General features: G+C 72.3%; 14 protein-coding genes. 11 read left to right on the plus strand and 3 right to left on the minus strand.

Translation table 11 applies throughout. The features are described from left to right. Positions 1-100 precede the first annotated feature (100 nt). The 11 genes from AB0B97_RS25965 to AB0B97_RS26015 all read left to right on the plus strand — a co-directional run bounded on the left by AB0B97_RS25965 (position 101) and on the right by AB0B97_RS26015 (position 11334). Entirely contained in the window at positions 101-1093 is a 993-nt protein-coding gene (locus AB0B97_RS25965; RefSeq protein ID WP_234582474.1) for a sugar ABC transporter permease, read from the plus strand. Next, entirely contained in the window at positions 1086-1925 is an 840-nt protein-coding gene (locus AB0B97_RS25970) for a carbohydrate ABC transporter permease (RefSeq protein ID WP_234582475.1), read from the plus strand. Before AB0B97_RS25965 ends, AB0B97_RS25970 begins: the two co-directional genes overlap by 8 nt. Before the next feature lie 29 nt (positions 1926-1954). Continuing rightward, complete coding sequence (locus AB0B97_RS25975; RefSeq protein ID WP_357497186.1) at positions 1955-3331, plus strand: GH1 family beta-glucosidase; 1377 nt, start codon at positions 1955-1957, stop codon at positions 3329-3331. Between the two features lie 158 nt (positions 3332-3489). Beyond that, positions 3490-3987, plus strand: a complete 498-nt coding sequence (locus AB0B97_RS25980; protein WP_234582564.1) for a 2Fe-2S iron-sulfur cluster-binding protein — start codon at positions 3490-3492, stop codon at positions 3985-3987. Further along, positions 3984-4967, plus strand: coding sequence for a xanthine dehydrogenase family protein subunit M (locus AB0B97_RS25985; protein WP_357497188.1), 984 nt, complete (start codon positions 3984-3986; stop codon positions 4965-4967). Before AB0B97_RS25980 ends, AB0B97_RS25985 begins: the two co-directional genes overlap by 4 nt. Further along, positions 4964-7054 carry a xanthine dehydrogenase family protein molybdopterin-binding subunit gene (locus AB0B97_RS25990; RefSeq protein ID WP_357497190.1) on the plus strand — a complete coding sequence of 697 codons (2091 nt, stop codon included), beginning with the start codon at positions 4964-4966 and terminating at the stop codon, positions 7052-7054. The genes AB0B97_RS25985 and AB0B97_RS25990 overlap by 4 nt, the downstream gene beginning before the upstream one ends. 28 nt (positions 7055-7082) lie before the next feature. Beyond that, a complete protein-coding gene (locus AB0B97_RS25995) occupies positions 7083-7448 on the plus strand; it encodes a metalloregulator ArsR/SmtB family transcription factor (protein WP_357497192.1) in 366 nt (121 codons plus the stop codon). Continuing rightward, complete coding sequence (locus AB0B97_RS26000; protein ID WP_234582480.1) at positions 7448-8089, plus strand: SRPBCC family protein; 642 nt, start codon at positions 7448-7450, stop codon at positions 8087-8089. Before AB0B97_RS25995 ends, AB0B97_RS26000 begins: the two co-directional genes overlap by 1 nt. A gap of 189 nt (positions 8090-8278) precedes the next feature. After that, a complete protein-coding gene (locus AB0B97_RS26005; RefSeq protein ID WP_357497194.1) occupies positions 8279-10465 on the plus strand; it encodes an EAL domain-containing protein in 2187 nt (728 codons plus the stop codon). Then, positions 10458-10781, plus strand: a complete 324-nt coding sequence (locus AB0B97_RS26010; RefSeq protein WP_357497196.1) for a hypothetical protein — start codon at positions 10458-10460, stop codon at positions 10779-10781. Before AB0B97_RS26005 ends, AB0B97_RS26010 begins: the two co-directional genes overlap by 8 nt. 49 nt (positions 10782-10830) lie before the next feature. Beyond that, on the plus strand, positions 10831-11334 hold the full coding sequence (locus AB0B97_RS26015; RefSeq protein ID WP_234582483.1) for an NUDIX domain-containing protein: 504 nt from the start codon (positions 10831-10833) through the stop codon (positions 11332-11334). Positions 11335-11438: 104 nt separating this feature from the next. Here AB0B97_RS26015 and AB0B97_RS26020 read toward each other — a convergent pair whose 3' ends face one another. From AB0B97_RS26020 to AB0B97_RS26030, 3 genes are all read right to left on the minus strand, one after another. Further along, complete coding sequence (locus tag AB0B97_RS26020) at positions 11439-13376, minus strand: ABC transporter ATP-binding protein (protein WP_357497354.1); 1938 nt, start codon at positions 13374-13376, stop codon at positions 11439-11441. Positions 13377-13482: 106 nt separating this feature from the next. After that, positions 13483-14922, minus strand: coding sequence for an ATP-binding protein (locus tag AB0B97_RS26025; RefSeq protein ID WP_357497198.1), 1440 nt, complete (start codon positions 14920-14922; stop codon positions 13483-13485). Further along, on the minus strand, positions 14919-16577 hold the full coding sequence (locus AB0B97_RS26030; protein ID WP_357497200.1) for an FAD-dependent oxidoreductase: 1659 nt from the start codon (positions 16575-16577) through the stop codon (positions 14919-14921). Before AB0B97_RS26030 ends, AB0B97_RS26025 begins: the two co-directional genes overlap by 4 nt. Positions 16578-16736: the final 159 nt, after the last annotated feature.

Consider the following 16736-nt stretch of genomic DNA (forward strand, 5'->3'; position numbering starts at 1 on the left):
GTCCCCCCCCCCCTGCTCTGCTGGCCCGCCCCGCGCGGGGGCGGGGGGGGGGGGGGGGCCCCCCCCCCCCCCCCGGGCCACCGCCTCCGAGAGGACCCCGATGGCAACCAGCACCACCGCGCCGGACGCCGACCGGCGCGTACCCCGGGCCGGGTCACCCGCCCGGGGGGCCGCCCGCCGGCCGCGCGGCCCGCGCCGTTCCCTCCTGCCGTACCTGCTGCTCGCCCCGGCCATCGTGCTGGAACTCGCCGTCCACGTGATCCCGATGGTGGTCGGGGTCTGGATGAGTCTGCTGGAGCTGACCCAGTTCCACATCCGGGACTGGTCCACCGCGCCCTTCGTCGGCCTGGAGAACTACCGGGCCACGCTCGATCTGAACTCCGCCGCCGGCAAGGAGCTGCTGCACTCGTTCTGGGTGACCCTGATCTACAGCGTGCTCTCGGTCGGGTTCGCCTGGCTGCTCGGCATCGCGGCGGCCGTCGTGCTCCAGAAGCCGTTTCGCGGGCGGGCCATCCTGCGGGCGCTGTTCCTCACCCCGTACGCCCTGCCGGTCTACACCGCCGTGATCACCTGGAGCTTCCTGCTGCAGCGCGACACCGGCCTGGTCAACCACGTGCTCGTCGACCAGCTCGGGCTGCTCAACGAGCGCCCGTTCTGGCTGATCGGCGACAACAGCTTCTGGTCGCTGCTGGTGGTGTCGGTCTGGCGCAACTGGCCGTTCGCGTTCCTGTGCCTGATGGCCGGCCTGCAGAACGTGCCGGGCGAGCTGTACGAGGCCGCCGCGATCGACGGCGCGGGGTTCTGGCGCCGGCTACGCTCGGTCACCCTGCCCATGCTGCGGCCGGTGAACCTGGTGCTGCTGCTGGTGCTGTTCCTGTGGACGTTCAACGACTTCAACACCCCGTACGTCCTGTTCGGCGGGTCCGCGCCCGAACAGGCCGACCTGATCTCCATCCACATCTACCGCAGCTCCTTCAAGACCTGGGACTTCGGGTCGGGCTCGGCGATGTCGGTGGCGCTGCTGCTGTTCCTGCTGGTCGTCTCGGCCGCGTACCTGCTGATCACCAACCGCCGGAGGGACGACCATGCGTGAGACCGCAGGTGAGCGCTGGGGCCGGCGCATCGTGCTGACCCTGCTCACTCTCTTCGTCGTCATTCCGCTCTACGTGATGGTCACCTCGGCGGCCAAGCCGCTGCGGGACGTGCAGAACGGGTTCACCTGGTTGCCCAGCCGGCCCACCCTGCAACCGTTCGTCGACATGTGGAGCACCGTGCCGCTGGCCCGCTACCTGGTCAACAGCCTGGTGGTGTCGAGCGTCGCGGCGGTCTGCTCGGTGGCCGTGGCGATCTTCGCGGCGTTCGCCGTCAGCCGGTACCGCTTCCGCGGCCGGGGGGTCTTCTCGGTGACTGTGCTGTCCACGCAGATGTTCCCCGGCATCCTGTTCCTGCTGCCGCTGTTCCTCATCTACGTCAACCTGGGCAACGCCACGGGCATCGAGCTGTACGCCAGCCGCACCGGCCTGATCATCACGTACCTGACCTTCTCGCTGCCGTTCTCGATCTGGATGCTGGTCGGCTACTTCGACTCGATCCCGCGCGGGCTGGACGAGGCGGCGCAGGTCGACGGGGCCGGGCCGCTGCGCATCCTGTTCCGGGTCATCCTGCCGGCCGCCGTGCCCGGCGTGGTCGCGGTGACCGTGTACGCGTTCATGACCGCCTGGGGTGAGGTGCTGTTCGCCTCGGTGATGACCGACGAGGGCAGCCGCACCCTGGCCGTGGGCCTGCAGGGCTACTCCACCCAGTTCAACGTCTACTGGAACCAGATCATGGCCGCCTCGCTGGTGGTCAGCATCCCGGTCGTGGCCGGGTTCCTGGCCCTGCAGCGGTATTTCGTCGCCGGCCTCACCGCCGGCGCCGTCAAGTGAGTCACCCCATCCCAGAGGAGAGCCTTCCCGTGCCCGACCTGTCCAAGCTGCCACCCGACTTCCTCTGGGGCGTCGCCACGGCGGCGTACCAGATCGAGGGGGCCGTCGACGTCGACGGCCGGGCGCCGTCCATCTGGGACACCTTCTCGGCCGTCCCCGGCAACGTCGACAACGGCGACACCGGAGCGGTGGCCTGCGACCACTATCACCGGTGGCCGGAGGATCTCGCGTTGCTGCGCCGGCTCGGCGTGGACGCGTACCGGTTCTCGGTGGCCTGGCCCCGGGTGATGCCCGACGGTGTCGGGCGGGTCAACCCCGCCGGGCTGGACTTCTACGACCGGCTGGTGGACACGCTGCTCGCCGACGGGATCCGGCCGTTCGTCACGCTCTACCACTGGGACCTGCCGCAGGTTCTGCAGGACCGCGGCGGTTGGCCGGAGCGCGCCACGGCCGAGGCGTTCGCCGACTACGCGGCGGTTGTCGCCGCCCGCCTCGGTGACCGGGTGGCCGACTGGAACACGGTCAACGAGCCGCTCTGCGTGTGCTGGATCGGGCACCTGGACGGGACGATGGCTCCCGGCGAGCGGGACCTGACCCGCGCCGTGCACGCCTCGCACCACGCGCTGCTCGGGCACGGCCTGGCCACCCAGGCGATCCGGGCCAACGCTGCCCGCGCGGCGTCGGTCGGTCTGGTGCTCAACCTCAGTCCGATCGAGCCGGCGACCGACCGACCCGAGGACGTCGCGGCGGCCCGGCGGGCCGACGGGCACGTCAACCGCTGGTGGCTCGACCCGATCCACGGCCGGGGCTACCCCGCCGACATGATCGCCACGTACGGGGTCGAGCCGCCGGTACGCGGTGACGACCTGGCGGTGATCGCCACGCCCACCGACTTCCTGGGTGTGAACTACTACTTCCGCCAGCTGGTGGTCGACGATCCGACCGGCCCGGCGCCGTACGCGAAGCAGGTGCCGGTGCCCGGGTCGGTGGAGACGGCCATGGGCTGGGAGATGTACCCGGCGGGCCTGGAGCGGCTGCTCGTCGACGTGCACGAGGAGTACCGGCCGGGCCGGATCATCGTCACCGAGAGCGGCTCGGCGTGGCCGGACGAGGTCACCGCCGACGGCACCGTCGAGGACAAGGAGCGCACCGACCACCTGGAGCAGCACCTGGCGGCGTGCGCGTCGGCGGTGGACCGGGGGGTGCCGCTGGACGGCTACTTCGTGTGGTCGCTGCTGGACAACTTCGAGTGGGCGTACGGCTACGACAAGCGCTTCGGGCTGGTGCACGTCGACTACGCCACGCAGCGGCGGACGGTGAAGGCGAGCGGCCTGCGCTACGCCGAGCTGATCCGCGCCCACCGCCACCTCGCCCGCGCCACCGACGCCGCCGCGCCGGTGGCCTGAGGCCGCCGGTCCCGGGCGCCGCGGCCGGCGGCGCCCGGGCCGCACCACGGTGGGCTCTGTGCGTAATTCGCCCGCTTATGTGCCACTGCCGCTAGTCTGGGCCGGTGCGGGACGGACCGGAGAACGAGACGACGACGGACGAGCGTCACTCGTCCCGGGTGGCGTTCGAGGTCAACGGCGACCGCCGTGAGCTGACGCTGGACAACCGCACCACACTGCTCGACGCGCTGCGCGAACACCTGGGCCTGACCGGGGCGAAGAAGGGCTGCGACCACGGCCAGTGCGGCTCCTGCACCGTGCTGCTGGACGGCCGCCGGGCCAAGAGCTGCCTCGTCTTCACGGTCACGGTGGACGGCCGGTCGGTGGTGACAGTCGAGGGGCTCGCCGGTCCGGACGACCTGTCCCCGTTGCAGGCCGCATTCGTCGCGCACGACGCGTTCCAGTGCGGCTACTGCACCCCCGGGCAGCTCTGCTCGGCCCGGGGCATGCTCGACGAGGTCGCCCGGGGCTGGCCCAGCGCGGTCACGGACGACCTCGACTCGCCGCCCGAGCTGACCGACGCCGAGATCCGCGAGCGGATGGCGGGCAACCTCTGCCGCTGCGCCGCGTACCCGCACATCGTCGCGGCCATCCGCGAGACGGCGACCGCGCCGTGAGGCCGTTCCGCTACCACCGGCCGGCCGACGTGGCCGACGCCGTCGCCGTGCTGGCCGGCGAGCCGCACGCGGCGTACCTGGGCGGCGGGACCAACCTGGTGGACCTCATGAAGCTCGGGGTGCAGCGGCCCGAGCTGCTGGTGGACGTGACCCGACTGCCGCTGGACACGGTCGAGGAGCTGCCCGACGGCGGGCTGCGGATCGGCGCGACAGTGCGCAACAGCGACCTCGCCGCCCACCCCGCGGTTCGCCGCGACTACCCGGTGCTGGCCCGCGCCCTGCTCGCCGCGGCGTCCGGTCAACTGCGCAACCTGGCCACGACCGGCGGCAACCTGTTGCAGCGCACCCGCTGCGTCTACTTCCAGGACACCGGCAAGGCGTGCAACAAGCGCGACCCGGGCAGCGGCTGCGCCGCCCTGCACGGGCAGAACCGCGACCTGGCCGTGCTGGACTGGTCCGAACAGTGCGTGGCCACCCACCCGTCGGACCTGGCGGTCGCCCTCGCCGCGCTGGACGCCGTGGTGCAGGTGCACGAGTCCGACGGCCCCCGGGACGTCCCGCTCGCCGCGCTGTACCGCTCCCCCGGCGCGCACCCGGAACGGGAGACCACCCTGGCCCGGGGTGCGCTGATCACCGCCGTCCGGCTACCGCCGCTGCCGGCCGCGCGCCGCTCGGCGTACCTCAAGGTGCGCGACCGGGCGTCGTTCGCCTTCGCCGCCGGCTCGGTGGCCGCGGTGCTCGACCTCGACGGCGACGTGGTCCGCGACGTCCGCCTGGCGTACGGCGCGGTGGCGCACCGGCCGTGGCGGGCGTACCGGGCCGAGGAGGAGCTGCGCGGTCGGCTGTTCAGCCCCGAGCTGGCCGCGCGGGCCGCCGACGCCGAGTTGACCGAGGCCCGGCCGCTGCGGCACAACGGCTTCAAGCTGCCACTGACCCGGGCCATCACGGTGCGGGTGCTCAGCGAGCTGGCGGCCTCGTGAGCACCGGCGCGGTCGGTCGGGCGCATCCCCGGCTGGAGGGCCGGGAGAAGGTCACCGGCACGGCCCGGTACGCGGTCGAGTACCCGGTGGACGGTGTCACGTACGGCTGGGCGGTGCCGGCGACGGTGGTCCGGGGCCGGATCACCCGGATCGACACGACGGACGCGCTCGCGTCCCCGAGCGTGCTGGCCGTGGTGCACCACGGCAACGCGCCCCGGCTCGCACCCGGGCCGCAGCCGGAGCTCTGGTTGTTGCAGGAGCCGGCGGTGCACTACCGGGGGCAGTTCGTCGCGGTGGTGGTCGCCACCAGCCTGGAGGCCGCCCGCGAGGGCGCCCGGCTGGTCCGGATCGACTACGACGCCGGCCCGCACAGCACTGTGCTCGCCGCCGACCACCCGGGCCTGTACAAGCCGGAGCACGTCAACCCCAGCTATCCGACGGACACCGCCGAGGGGGACTTCGACGCCGGGTACGCCGCCGCGCCGGTGCGGGTGGACGCCACCTACCGGACACCGGCGTACCACAACAATCCGATGGAGCCGCACGCCACGACGGCGCTGTGGCACGACGGGCGGTTGCTGGTGCACGACTCGACCCAGGGCGCGGTGCCGGTGCAGAGCGCGCTGGCCGAGCTGTTCGAACTGCCCCAGGAGTCCGTCCGGGTCATCGCCGAGCATGTCGGCGGCGGCTTCGGCAGCAAGGGCTACGCCAAGGCGGCGGTGGTGCTCGCCGCGCTCGCCGCCCGGCACGTGGACCGCCCGGTCAAGCTCGCGCTGACCCGCCAGCAGCTGTTCGGGCCGATCGGCTACCGCACGCCCAGCATCCAACGGGTCCGCCTCGCCGCCGACACCGACGGTCGGCTCACCGCTGTCTGTCACGACGCGATCAGCCAGACCTCGACGGTCCGGGAGTTCGCCGAACAGATCGCCGTCTACACCCGCAGCATGTACGCGGCCCCGCACCGACGCACCACCCACCGGCTGGTCCGCCTCGACGTGCCCACGCCGTTCTGGATGCGCGCCCCCGGCGAGTGCCCCGGCGCGTACGCCCTGGAGTCGGCGATGGACGAGCTGGCCATCGCCGTGGGGGTCGACCCGGTGGAGCTGCGGATCCGCAACGACGCCCAGGTCGACCCCGACCAGGGCGAGCCGTTCACCAGCCGCAACCTGGTGGCCTGCCTGCGCGAGGGGGCGCAGCGGTTCGGCTGGACGGGCCGGGATCCCACGCCCCGGGCCCGGCGCGACGGGCGGTGGCTGATCGGTACCGGCGTGGCCGGATCGAGCTACCCGGCCCGGGCGAGACCGTCGTCGGCGGCGGCCACCGCCCGGCCCGACGGCACCTTTCTGGTACGGATCGACGCCACCGACATCGGCACGGGCGCCCGGACGGCGCTCTGGCAGGTGGCCGCCGACGCGCTGGGGGTGCCGCCCGAGCGGGTCGAGATCCGCATCGGCGACAGCGACCTGCCGGTGGCCCCGCTGGCCGGGGGCTCGATGGGCACGGCTTCGTGGAGCTGGGCCGTGATCCGGGCCTGCGAGGCGTTGCGGACGAAGCTGCGCGAGGGCGCGTCGCCGGGCACCGAGGTCAGCGCCGAGGCGGACACCACCGACGAGGTGGGCGGGCAGCCCACCCGACCCAGGTACGCGTACGGGGCGCAGTTCGTCGAGGTACGGGTGGACGCGGACACCGGCGAGGTGCGGGTGAACCGGTCGCTCGGTGTGTTCGCCGCCGGTCGGGTGGTGAACCCGACGACGGCGCGCAGTCAGCTGATCGGCGGCATGACGATGGGGCTGTCGATGGCGCTGCACGAGGAGGGCCTGCTCGACGAGCGTTACGGCGACTGGGTCAACCACGACCTGGCCACATACCACATCACCGGCTGCGCGGACGTCGAGGCCGTCGAGGCGTACTGGCTGGATGAGCGGGACGACGAGCTGAACCCGGCCGGGGTGAAGGGCATCGGCGAGATCGGCATCGTCGGCACCGCGGCGGCGGTCGCCAACGCCGTCCACCACGCCACCGGCGTCCGCATCCGGGACCTGCCGATCCGGTTGGACAAGCTCATCGGGGTTTCAGGCTTGGCTTAAATAAGCCGACGGTGATATAACTGTCGCCGTGCACGCCTTCGACGTGCTGGGCGACCCGGTCCGGCGCCGCATCCTGGAACTGCTCGCCGACGGCGAGCAGACCGCGGGCGCGGTCAGCGCGCTCATCCGCGACGAGTTCGGCATCTCCCAGCCCGCCGTGTCACAGCACCTCAAGGTGTTGCGGGACAACGGCTTCGCCACCGTGCGGCCGGAGGGCGCCCGGCGGCTGTACGCGGTCGACCCACGCCCGTTGCGCGAGGTCGACGGCTGGTTGGAGCACTTCCGCCGGTTCTGGACGCCACCCCTGGCGGCACTCGCCACCGAGCTGGCCCGGGGCCGACGCGACCGTCGCCTGCGCGGGCCCGCCGACCCACCCGAGGAGAGGAACACCTGATGTTCGACGCGACCGAGCAGATCAACGCCGTCCAGCGGCAGGTCGGCAGCCGCACCCTGGCCGCGGGCGAGGCCCGGGTGACCACGATCAGCCAGACCTACCAGGCGACGGCCGAGGACCTGTGGGACGCCTGCACCAACGCCGAGCGCATCCCCCGCTGGTTCCTGCCGATCAGCGGCGACCTGCGGCTGCACGGCACGTACCAGCTCGAGGGCAACGCCCACGGCACCGTCGAGAGCTGCGAGCCTCCGCACCGCTTCACCGCCACCTGGGAGATGGGCGGCGAGGTGAGCTGGATCGAGGTGCGGGTCACGCCGGTCGGCGACGAACAGGCCCGCCTCGACCTGGACCACATCGCGCACGTCGACCAGGACCGGTGGGCACAGTTCGGGCCGGGCGCCGTCGGCGTCGGCTGGGACCTGGGCCTGCTCGGTCTCGCCACCTACCTCTCCGGCGACGGCAGCGGCGTCCGGCCGGAGGACAGCGCCGAGTGGGTCGCCTCCGCCGAGGGACGACGCGCCATGGAGCTGAGCAGCCAGCTGTGGTGCGAGGCGAGCATCGCCGCCGGCACCGACGCCGACGAGGCCAAGGCCGCCGCCGAGCGCACCACCGCCTTCTACACGGGCGCCCCCCAAGCCTGAGCGGCGCCGACGACGGCGGTGGCCGACCTGCCGCCGCCGTCGTCCGGCGCACCCGGCTCGGATTCGAGCCTGACGTGAATCCGACTCATCGGTTGGATCAGTGCCCTGTCCTAGATCCGGTAGGGTCACGCAAAGCGTTGCCGTGCTGTCGCAACGTGATTGCCCACTGGATCACCTGGGGGTGCCGCGATGAGCCGACGGTGGGCGATCCTGATCGGAGCCAACGCTTGCGGGTATGACGTCAACCTGCCCAGCCTGCGCTACGCCGAGGACGATGCGCGGGCGGTGCGGGCGGTGCTGCTGGACGAGCGGATCGGCACGTTCGACGACGGCGACGTCGACCTGTTCATCGGCGACGGCGCCAGCTGGCGCGAGATCAAGGCCCGGCTGCGCGAGCGGGTGCTGGAGTCGCGCCCCTCCGACGTGCTGCTGGTCTACTTCGCCGGCCACGCCCTCGTGCCGGAATGGGGCACGCAGTCCGACGCGTATCTGGTGACTGCCGACCTGGAGGCCGACGGGCTGCGCCGCGAGCCGGACAACGGACTGCGGATGGCGTTCCTCAAGCGGGACGTCTTCGAGGCGTTCGCCGGCACCTCGTTCCTGATCCTCGACTGCTGCCACGCGGGCGTCTACCTGGACTCGGAGCTGCGGCACACCGAGGCGATGCAGACGTACCGCACCCAGGTCGACAGGCACAGCGCCCTGCTGGCGTGCCCGAGTGGCGCCGCTGCCCGGGAGAGCGAGGAACACCGGCAGGGCGTGCTCACCCACCAGCTGCTGCGGGCGTTGCGCGGCGAGGCCGCCGACCCCGGCGGCCGGGTCTCCTTCGCCCAGATGGCCACCTTCGTCGCCGAGCAGGGCATCCACCCCGCGCCCGGGCAGCTCGTCCACATGTGGGGTCCGACCACTGTGCTCACCCAGCCGCCGGTGTCCCGGCACGAGCGGCAGTCATTGACGGCCCCGGTCAACTCCGGCACGATCCGGCCCTGCAAGAACCCGCTCGACGACCTGTCCAGCTCGATCACGCAGCTGCTCGGACGGGTGTTCCGCTCGCAGTCCCGTCCACCGCGTTCCGCCCAGCAGGCGGGGCACGCCGAACGGGTCGAGGTGATCCGGTACGCCCTGGAGGCGGATTCGGTAGCGGTGGTGGAATCCGGCCCCACGGGTATCGGCCAGGTCACCTCCACGGCCCGGTTCAACAAGGAGGAGCTGCGGCCACTGCTCGAACTGAGCGCCGCGGACACGACCCTGGTCCGCACCTCCTCCCCCGGGCACGTGGTGGCCGACGACGCCGGCCGACGGATCCTCTGCGTCCCCCTGTCCCAGGAGAACAGCCGCAACCTCACCCTCGCGGTGGTCGATCCCGCCCTCGCCGCGCTGGACATGGGCGAGCCGTTGGCCACCATGCTGCGCGCCATCTGGAATTCCGATGTCCGCGACGATCCGGTGCACGCCGAGATGCAGGTGCTCACCGCCCTGCGCTCGGCCTACGGCCGGCTGCCGGTGGATCTGTACTCGCACGCCTTCAGCCTGTACCAGAAGATGATCGAGTCGCTGATCATGGTGTTCCAGCCAGTGATGTCGTTGGACCGGCGGCCCGCCGGGGTGGGCATCCACAGCTACGAGGCACTGGCGAGGCGGCTGGAGACCGACGTGCGCGCGCCGGTAGCGGCCCTTCAGATGGCGTACGCCTGGGGTGACCGCTTCGTCATCGAACGCGACGCGCTGCTGCTGGCCAAGGCGATCGACTCGTACGCCGAGGCCGACGTCGCGTCCGTCTTCGACGTCACCAAGCCGATCTCGGTCAACGTCGCGGTGCGCTCCCTGCTCAGCGACGCCTACATCGCCCAGGTGCGCACGGCGATCATGGAGGCCAACCTCGATCCGCGCACCGTCACGCTGGAGATCTCCGAGCAGGACCCGATCCGGCCCGCTCCCGGCGAGGTGTGGCCGCAGGAGCCGCTGACGTACTTTCACCGTCGGCTGACCAGCCTGGCGCGTGACCTGGAGATCAGCTTCGCGGTGGACGACTTCGGGGTCGGTTACTCCTCGCTCGCCCGGATGGCGGAGCTTCCGTTGACCCAGATCAAAGTGGACCGGGCCGTCCTGCACCACCCGCTGGCCGTCGAGGAACTGGACCTGGTGACCCGGGTCGCCCGCTACGCCAGCGACCTCGGCCACGCGCCGAACCCCCGCGCCGTCATCGTGGAGGGGTTCGACGAGCAGGCGCCGGTGACCCTCAAGCAGATCTACGACCTGCGGATCCGGCACGTACAGGGCTTCATCTGCGGGGAGACCGCGTCGACGTCGCTGCGTCCGCTCGGGCAGAGCGTCCGGGAGCGGATCGCCGCGATGGTGAGAGGTGAGGATGACTAGCGTTCGACTGTTGTTGCCGCCCGAGGTTGTCGCCGAGCTGCGCCTGCCGCACGAGGGCGTTCGGGACGCGGGCGCCCTGACCCTGGCCATCGAGGGAATCAGCGTCCTGGCGAACCTGGCCACGCTGGCCACCCTGCAACCGCAGGCCGAGGCGCTGGTCTCCGCCATCCGAGGTTGGCGGCTGCGCGATCCCCGCCCGACGGTGACGCTCACCGCGCGAGGCCCGGGCCTGGACCTCACCATCGAGCTGCCCCGCAACGTGAGCCGGGCGCAGCTGCTCGACCAACTGCGCCCGTTGCTCGACTGCGACGACTGAACCTCGGGCGGCGGGTCGATCAGATCGGGCGCGGGTAACGTGCTGCGACATGACCGGTCCGCCGTACTCGCACTGCTCCTACTGCGGCGCCGCCTACCCGGCGGCGGCCGGCTGGCCGCGGGTCTGCGCGGTCTGCGGCGAGACCGTCTGGCGCAACCCGCTGCCCGTCGCGGTAGCGGTGCTCCCGGTCCGCACCGCCGACGGCCTCGGCGTGGTGGTCGTGCGCCGGGACATCGAACCGGCCCGCGGGCTGCTCGCGCTGCCCGGCGGCTTCATCGAGTACGGCGAGGAGTGGTCCGACGCGCTCGTGCGTGAGCTGCGGGAGGAGACCGGTCTGGTCGCGGCGGCCGAGGACGCCCGGCTCTTCGCCGTGCACGGCGCCCCGGCGGGCGGCACCATGATGGTCTTCGGAGTGCTGCCCGAGCGGGCCGTCGAGGACCTGCCGCCGTCGGCGCCCACGGAGGAGGCCACCGAGTGGCTGGTGCTCACCGACCCGGTCGAGCTGGCGTTCTCCACCCACACGCGGGTCCTCAAGGATTTCCTCACCCCCTGACCCCGCGATCTTGCACTTTCTGTCGCGACACAAGGGGCATCTCGGTTCATCTCGGCGACCGAAAGTGCAAGATCGACGCAAGTGGTGCCGGGCGGGACGGGCGGTCAGTGGTTTGCGGCGCCGGCGCGGTAGCCGCTGGCCTGCAACTCGAACAGCTCGCGGTAGAGGCCGCCGGCCGTCATCAGCTCGTCGTGGTTGCCCTGCTGGACGAGGCGACCCCGGTCCATGACGAAGATCCGGTCGGCGTGCCGGACGTTGGCCAGCCGATGCGTGATCAGGACGACCGCCCGGTCGGGCCGGCGGCGCAGGTGCTGGAACAGGGCATGTTCCGCGCGGGCGTCCAGGGCCGCCGACGGCTCGTCGCAGATCAGCAGGGCGGCGTCGCGGTAGAGCCCACGGGCGGCGACGAGCCGCTGCCACTGCCCGCCGGACAGCTCGTGACCGTTCTTGAACTCCCGGTCCAGCAGGGTGTCGTAGCCGTGCGGCAGACCGACGATCATGTCGTGGGCGGCGGCCGCCGCGGCGGCGGCCTGCACGTCGGGGCCGGGTTGGTCGGGCGTACGGTCGTGCCGGCCCACGCGGATGTTCTGCCCTGCGGTGAATGGGAACTTCCAGTACTCCTGCGTCATCACGGCCACCTGCGCGCCGAGCGTCCGCGGATCCAGTTCGGCGGCGTCGACGTCGTCCCAGCGGATCGTCCCGCCGGTCGGCTGGTAGAGCCCGGCGATCAACTTGGCCAGGGTGGTCTTGCCGGAGCCGTTCTCGCCGACCAGCGCGATCACCTCACCGCGTCGGATCGTCAGGCTGACCCGGTCCACCGCGGGCGTGTCGGTGTCGGGGTAGCGCAGGCTCACCTCGTGCAGGGCGATCGTCTCGACGCCGTCGACCACCTGGTCGCCGCCGACGGGCACCCGGCCCTGCGCCCGGGTCAGGAAATCCCGGTAGTCCTGGTAGTAGAGGGCGTCCTCGTACAGCGAGTTGGTGGCGACGACCGCGACCCCCAGGCTGGTCCGGGCGGACTGCAGGGCGAGCAGGGCGGTCGCCGCGGCGGCGAGGGCGACCATGCCGGCCAGCAGCAGGCCGCCGAGCACGGCGTACACCCCGAAGGTGGCCAGCCCCGCCACGCTGGCGCCGGCCACGCGTGTGCCGGCCTGCGAGCGCACCAGCCGCAGTTGGGCGCGGGTCTCGACAGCCATCACAGCGCGGTACTCGGCGAGCAGGAAGTCGCGCATCTGGTAGGCGCGCACCTCGGCTGCGGTGTGCCGGTTGGCCATCAGGTGGGCGAGCATCCACATCCGCCGGCGGCGGGTGATCCGGGCCAGCATCGCCAGGTACTCCCGGCGGGCCATCCGCACCGCCGTGATCGCCTGGGGCACGGCCGCGAGCAGCAGGCATGGCAGCAGCAGCGGCTGGATGACGGTGACCGCCACGGCGGTGGCGAGCATCCCGACGACGCCGGTGACCAGGTTGACGGTGTGGTCGACGATCCACGCCGCCTCGCCCATCCCCCGGTCGCGGACCCGATCCATCTCCTCGGCGAACCCGGCGTCGTCGAACGCGGCCAGATCCACGGCTGTGGTGGCCTCGAACAGCCGCAACTCCACCTGGTAGTTGATCTGCGGGGTGAGCCGCGCCTGGGCCCAACCGGCCGCGATCGTCAGGCCGCCGCGCGCCGAGACCGCCGCCGCGGCCACGATCAACGCCGGCAGGGCGGAGCGCACCCGGTCCGGGGTGGGACCGGCGGCGAAGAGTTCCCGCAGCACGCTTGTCGTGGCGAGCAGGCCGAAGGTGGTCATCACGCCGGCGGCGACGTTCAGGCCGATGGAGGCGACCGCGTCCATGCGGTTGGTAGCCCAGGCCAGCGCCACCGCCTCCCGCACCAACCTCGGCAGGCGGCGGGCCACCGCCCAGAAACTGGTGTGCGCGAACGTGTTCGCGTGGTGCATCCAGGCGGCGTCCTCCAGCTCCGGAAGCATGGAGCCGTCAGTGGGCGGGTCGATCGGCTGGTCGTCGTCGTGGGGCGCGGTGCGCGGGCGGGCCATCGAGTCCACGGACGCTCCTCGGGGGGCGGGAAGCACGAACGCCGCCCGAGACTACTGCCAGCGACCGCCTGATGTCTTTAGGTAGTCGGCGCGTCGTACGGGTGTTTCACACAGTCGGCTCGACGTCCTCGGTGATCGGCAGCAGTACCCGGAACGTGGTGTTCCCGGGCTCGGTCTCCACGCGGATGTCGCCGTGGTGCTTCTTGACCACGATCCGGTACGAGATGTCCAGCCCCAGACCCGTGCCGGCACCGACCGGCTTGGTGGTGAAGAACGGCTCGAAGATGCGCGGACGCACCTCGGGCGGGATACCGGGACCGGTGTCCGTGATCTCCACCGCCAGCAGCTCGCCGACCCGGCCGGTGCGGACGGTCAGCACGCCCTTCTCCCCCATCGCGCCCAACGCGTTGTCGATCAGGTTCGTCCACACCTGGTTCAGCTCGGCCGCATACGCCGGGATCGGCGGGAGCGACCTGTCGTACTCCCGGACGAGCTTGACCTCGGCGGGGACCTTGCCCTTGAACATGACAAGCGTGGCGTCGAGCAGGTCGTGCACGTCCACCACCCGGTGCGGGGCGCGGTCCAACTGGGAGTACTGCTTGGCGGCGCCCACCAGACCCGAGATCCGGGTCACCGCGTCGCCGATCTCCCGCATCAGCAGCTCGGTGTCGACGGTGTAGGACAGCCACCGCACTGCGGCCTCCAGATCCGCCGGGCCGACGGCCGCCTTCACCTGAGCGAGCCAGGCCGCGTCGAGACCCCCGCCGACCAGGATGGGCGCCAGGTCCCAGGCGCCACCCACGCCGTGCTCCTCCAGCCAGTCGGTGAGGACGTCCTCGGCGTCGGCGGTGGCCACCGGGCTCAACTTCGGCGCGGTCGCCACCCGGGCCACCGCCTCCTCCTGCAACGCGACGAGCCCGTGCAGCGCCCGGCCGTCGAGCCGACCGTCGGCGATCATCGCGAGCTTGTGCCGCATCCCCGCGACCCGGTCGCGCAGCACCGACGTGGCCCGCACCGCCGCCGCGGCCGGATTGTTCAGCTCGTGGGTCAGCCCCGCCGAGAGCGAGCCGAGCGCCAGCAGCCGCTCCCGCTCGCCGACGATGGTCTGGCTGTCCCGCATGCCGAAGAACAGCCCCTCCAGCAGGTGCATCGGCATCGGGAACCAGGACCGCAGGGCGTACGCGAAGTCCTCCGCCGGCAGCACGAAGAAGTCCGAGTCGACCACCGCCCGCAGACTGTTGCGGTAGGTCTGCTCGACCTGGTCGCCCAGGTACGCCTGGGTGGCGCCGCCGTACACCCCGGGCTGGTCGGTCCGGCTCACCTCCACGTCGTCGCCACGGACCTGACGGCTCAACGCCACCGCGCCGCGCAGCAGCACGAAGAAGCAGGTCGCGGCCTCCCCCTCGCCGTACACGAGGGTGCCGCCGGCCCGCTGCTCCACCCGGCCGTGCTCGACCAGCCAGTCGAGCTGCTCGTCGTCGAGCGCCTCGAACAGGAACAGGGCACGCAGCTGCGCGGGCGTCGCCCGCTCCGACGGGATGGTCATTGGGCCTCCAGGTAACGGTGCACGAGCGAGACGGCCATCGCGCCCTCGCCGACGGCCGAGGCGACCCGCTTGACCGACTCGGCACGGACGTCTCCGGCGGCGAACACCCCCGGCACGCTGGTCTCCAGGTGGTACGGGTCGCGCGACAGCGACCATCCGGCCGGGCGCCGGCCACCGCTCAGCAGGTCCGGGCCGGTGACGATGAAGCCACGCCCGTCGCGGACGAGCACGCCGTCGAGCCAGTCCGTGCGGGGCTCGGCGCCGATGAAGATGAACAGCCAGGAGGTTTCGACCGTGCGGGCCTGCCCGGTGCGGGTGTCGCAGAGGTTGAGCTGTTGCAGGTGGCCCTGCCCGCCTGCGCCGACGACCGCCGTGTGCGGGTGCACGGTGATCCGGTCGATGCGTTCCAGCTGGTCGATCAGGTAACGCGACATCGACGCCGTGAGGTCCGCGCCGCGGATCAGCAGGTGGACGCGGGCGGCGTACCGGGAGAAGTGCACGGCGGCCTGGCCGGCCGAGTTGGCCCCGCCCACGATGTAGACGTCCTGGTCGACACAGCTGGGCGCCTCGGTGGCGGCGGCGCCGTAGAACACCCCCCGGCCGGTGAAGTCGGCCAGGCCGGGCGCGTCGAGCACCCGGTAGGAGACCCCGGTGGCCAGTACCACCGTGTGCGCGGCGATCTCGCTGCCGTCGCCGAAACGCAGCAGCCGGGCCCCGCCGGCCTCGCTCAGGCCGACCACCTCCCGGGCGCTGAGCAGCTCGGCGCCGAACTTCACCGCCTGCCGTCGGGCCCGGTCGGTCAACTGCGCGCCGGAGACGCCGTCCGGGAAACCCAGGTAGTTCTCGATCCGGCTGCTCTGCCCGGCCTGCCCGCCGGTCGCCCGCCGCTCCACGAGCACGGTGCGCAGCCCCTCCGACGCGCCGTACACGGCCGAGCCCAGGCCCGCCGGACCGCCGCCGATCACCACCAGGTCGTAGAAGTCGGACGCCGGCACCACTGTCAACCCGGCCAGCGCGGCCAGCTCGGTCTCGTTGGGGGCCACCAGGGCCTTGCCCTCGGCGGTCACCACGAGGGGTACGTCCGCCTCGGTGGCCCCGGCCGCGTCGAGCAGGCGGGCGCCCTCCGGGTCGTCGGACAACAACCAGCGGTACGGCACGAGGTTGCGGGCCAGGAAGTCGCGGACCTTGAACGACGGCGCCGACCAGCGGTGCCCGACGACCCGGATCTCGACGCTCGTCGCGTCCGGGGTGACCGACCACGCCTCCAGCAGGCCGTCGACCACCGGGTACAGCTTCTCCTCCGGCGGGTGCCACGGCTTGAGCAGGTAGTGGTCCAGGTCGACCACGTTGATCGCCTCGATCGCCGCGTCGGTGTCGGCGTACGCGGTGAGCAGCACCCGGCGCGCGGCGGGGAAGATGTCCATCGCGGCTTCGAGGAACTCGACGCCTGTCATCTCCGGCATCCGGTGGTCGGCCAGCAGCAGCGCCACCTGCTCGCCGCGCAGCTTGACCTCCCGCAGCGCGTCCAGCGCCTCCGGCCCGGAGGCGGCCCGCAGCACCCGGTATCGGTCGCCGTAGCGGCGCCGGATGTCCCGGGCCACCGCGCGGGACACCGCGGGATCGTCGTCGACGGTCAGGATCACCGGGTTTGCCATGGCGCCAATAGAACCACCCCGCAGGGCCCGGTCGCACCACCGCGTGGGCACCGACGCAGGCGTGAGAAGGTCCGGGACGGGTAAGCGGCACCGCCGCGGGCGGTGGGGGGCCCCCCGGCCCCCCCCGCGGCGCGCACCGCCGCCGGCCGGGTTGGGCGG

It is taken from the genome of Micromonospora sp. NPDC049004 (assembly GCF_040649315.1).
GTDB lineage: Bacteria > Actinomycetota > Actinomycetes > Mycobacteriales > Micromonosporaceae > Micromonospora.

What these genes read in the sequence shown, in the direction of transcription:
- AB0B97_RS25965 (WP_234582474.1), top strand. Translation starts at nt 101, where the DNA reads ATGGCAACCAGCACCACCGCGCCGGACGCCGACCGGCGCGTACCCCGG.
- AB0B97_RS25970 (WP_234582475.1), top strand. Translation starts at nt 1,086, where the DNA reads ATGCGTGAGACCGCAGGTGAGCGCTGGGGCCGGCGCATCGTGCTGACC.
- AB0B97_RS26000 (WP_234582480.1), top strand. Translation starts at nt 7,448, where the DNA reads ATGTTCGACGCGACCGAGCAGATCAACGCCGTCCAGCGGCAGGTCGGC.
- AB0B97_RS26005 (WP_357497194.1), top strand. Translation starts at nt 8,279, where the DNA reads ATGAGCCGACGGTGGGCGATCCTGATCGGAGCCAACGCTTGCGGGTAT.
- AB0B97_RS26010 (WP_357497196.1), top strand. Translation starts at nt 10,458, where the DNA reads ATGACTAGCGTTCGACTGTTGTTGCCGCCCGAGGTTGTCGCCGAGCTG.
- AB0B97_RS26015 (WP_234582483.1), top strand. Translation starts at nt 10,831, where the DNA reads ATGACCGGTCCGCCGTACTCGCACTGCTCCTACTGCGGCGCCGCCTAC.
- AB0B97_RS26020 (WP_357497354.1), bottom strand. Translation starts at nt 13,376, where the DNA reads ATGGCCCGCCCGCGCACCGCGCCCCACGACGACGACCAGCCGATCGAC.
- AB0B97_RS26025 (WP_357497198.1), bottom strand. Translation starts at nt 14,922, where the DNA reads ATGACCATCCCGTCGGAGCGGGCGACGCCCGCGCAGCTGCGTGCCCTG.
- AB0B97_RS26030 (WP_357497200.1), bottom strand. Translation starts at nt 16,577, where the DNA reads ATGGCAAACCCGGTGATCCTGACCGTCGACGACGATCCCGCGGTGTCC.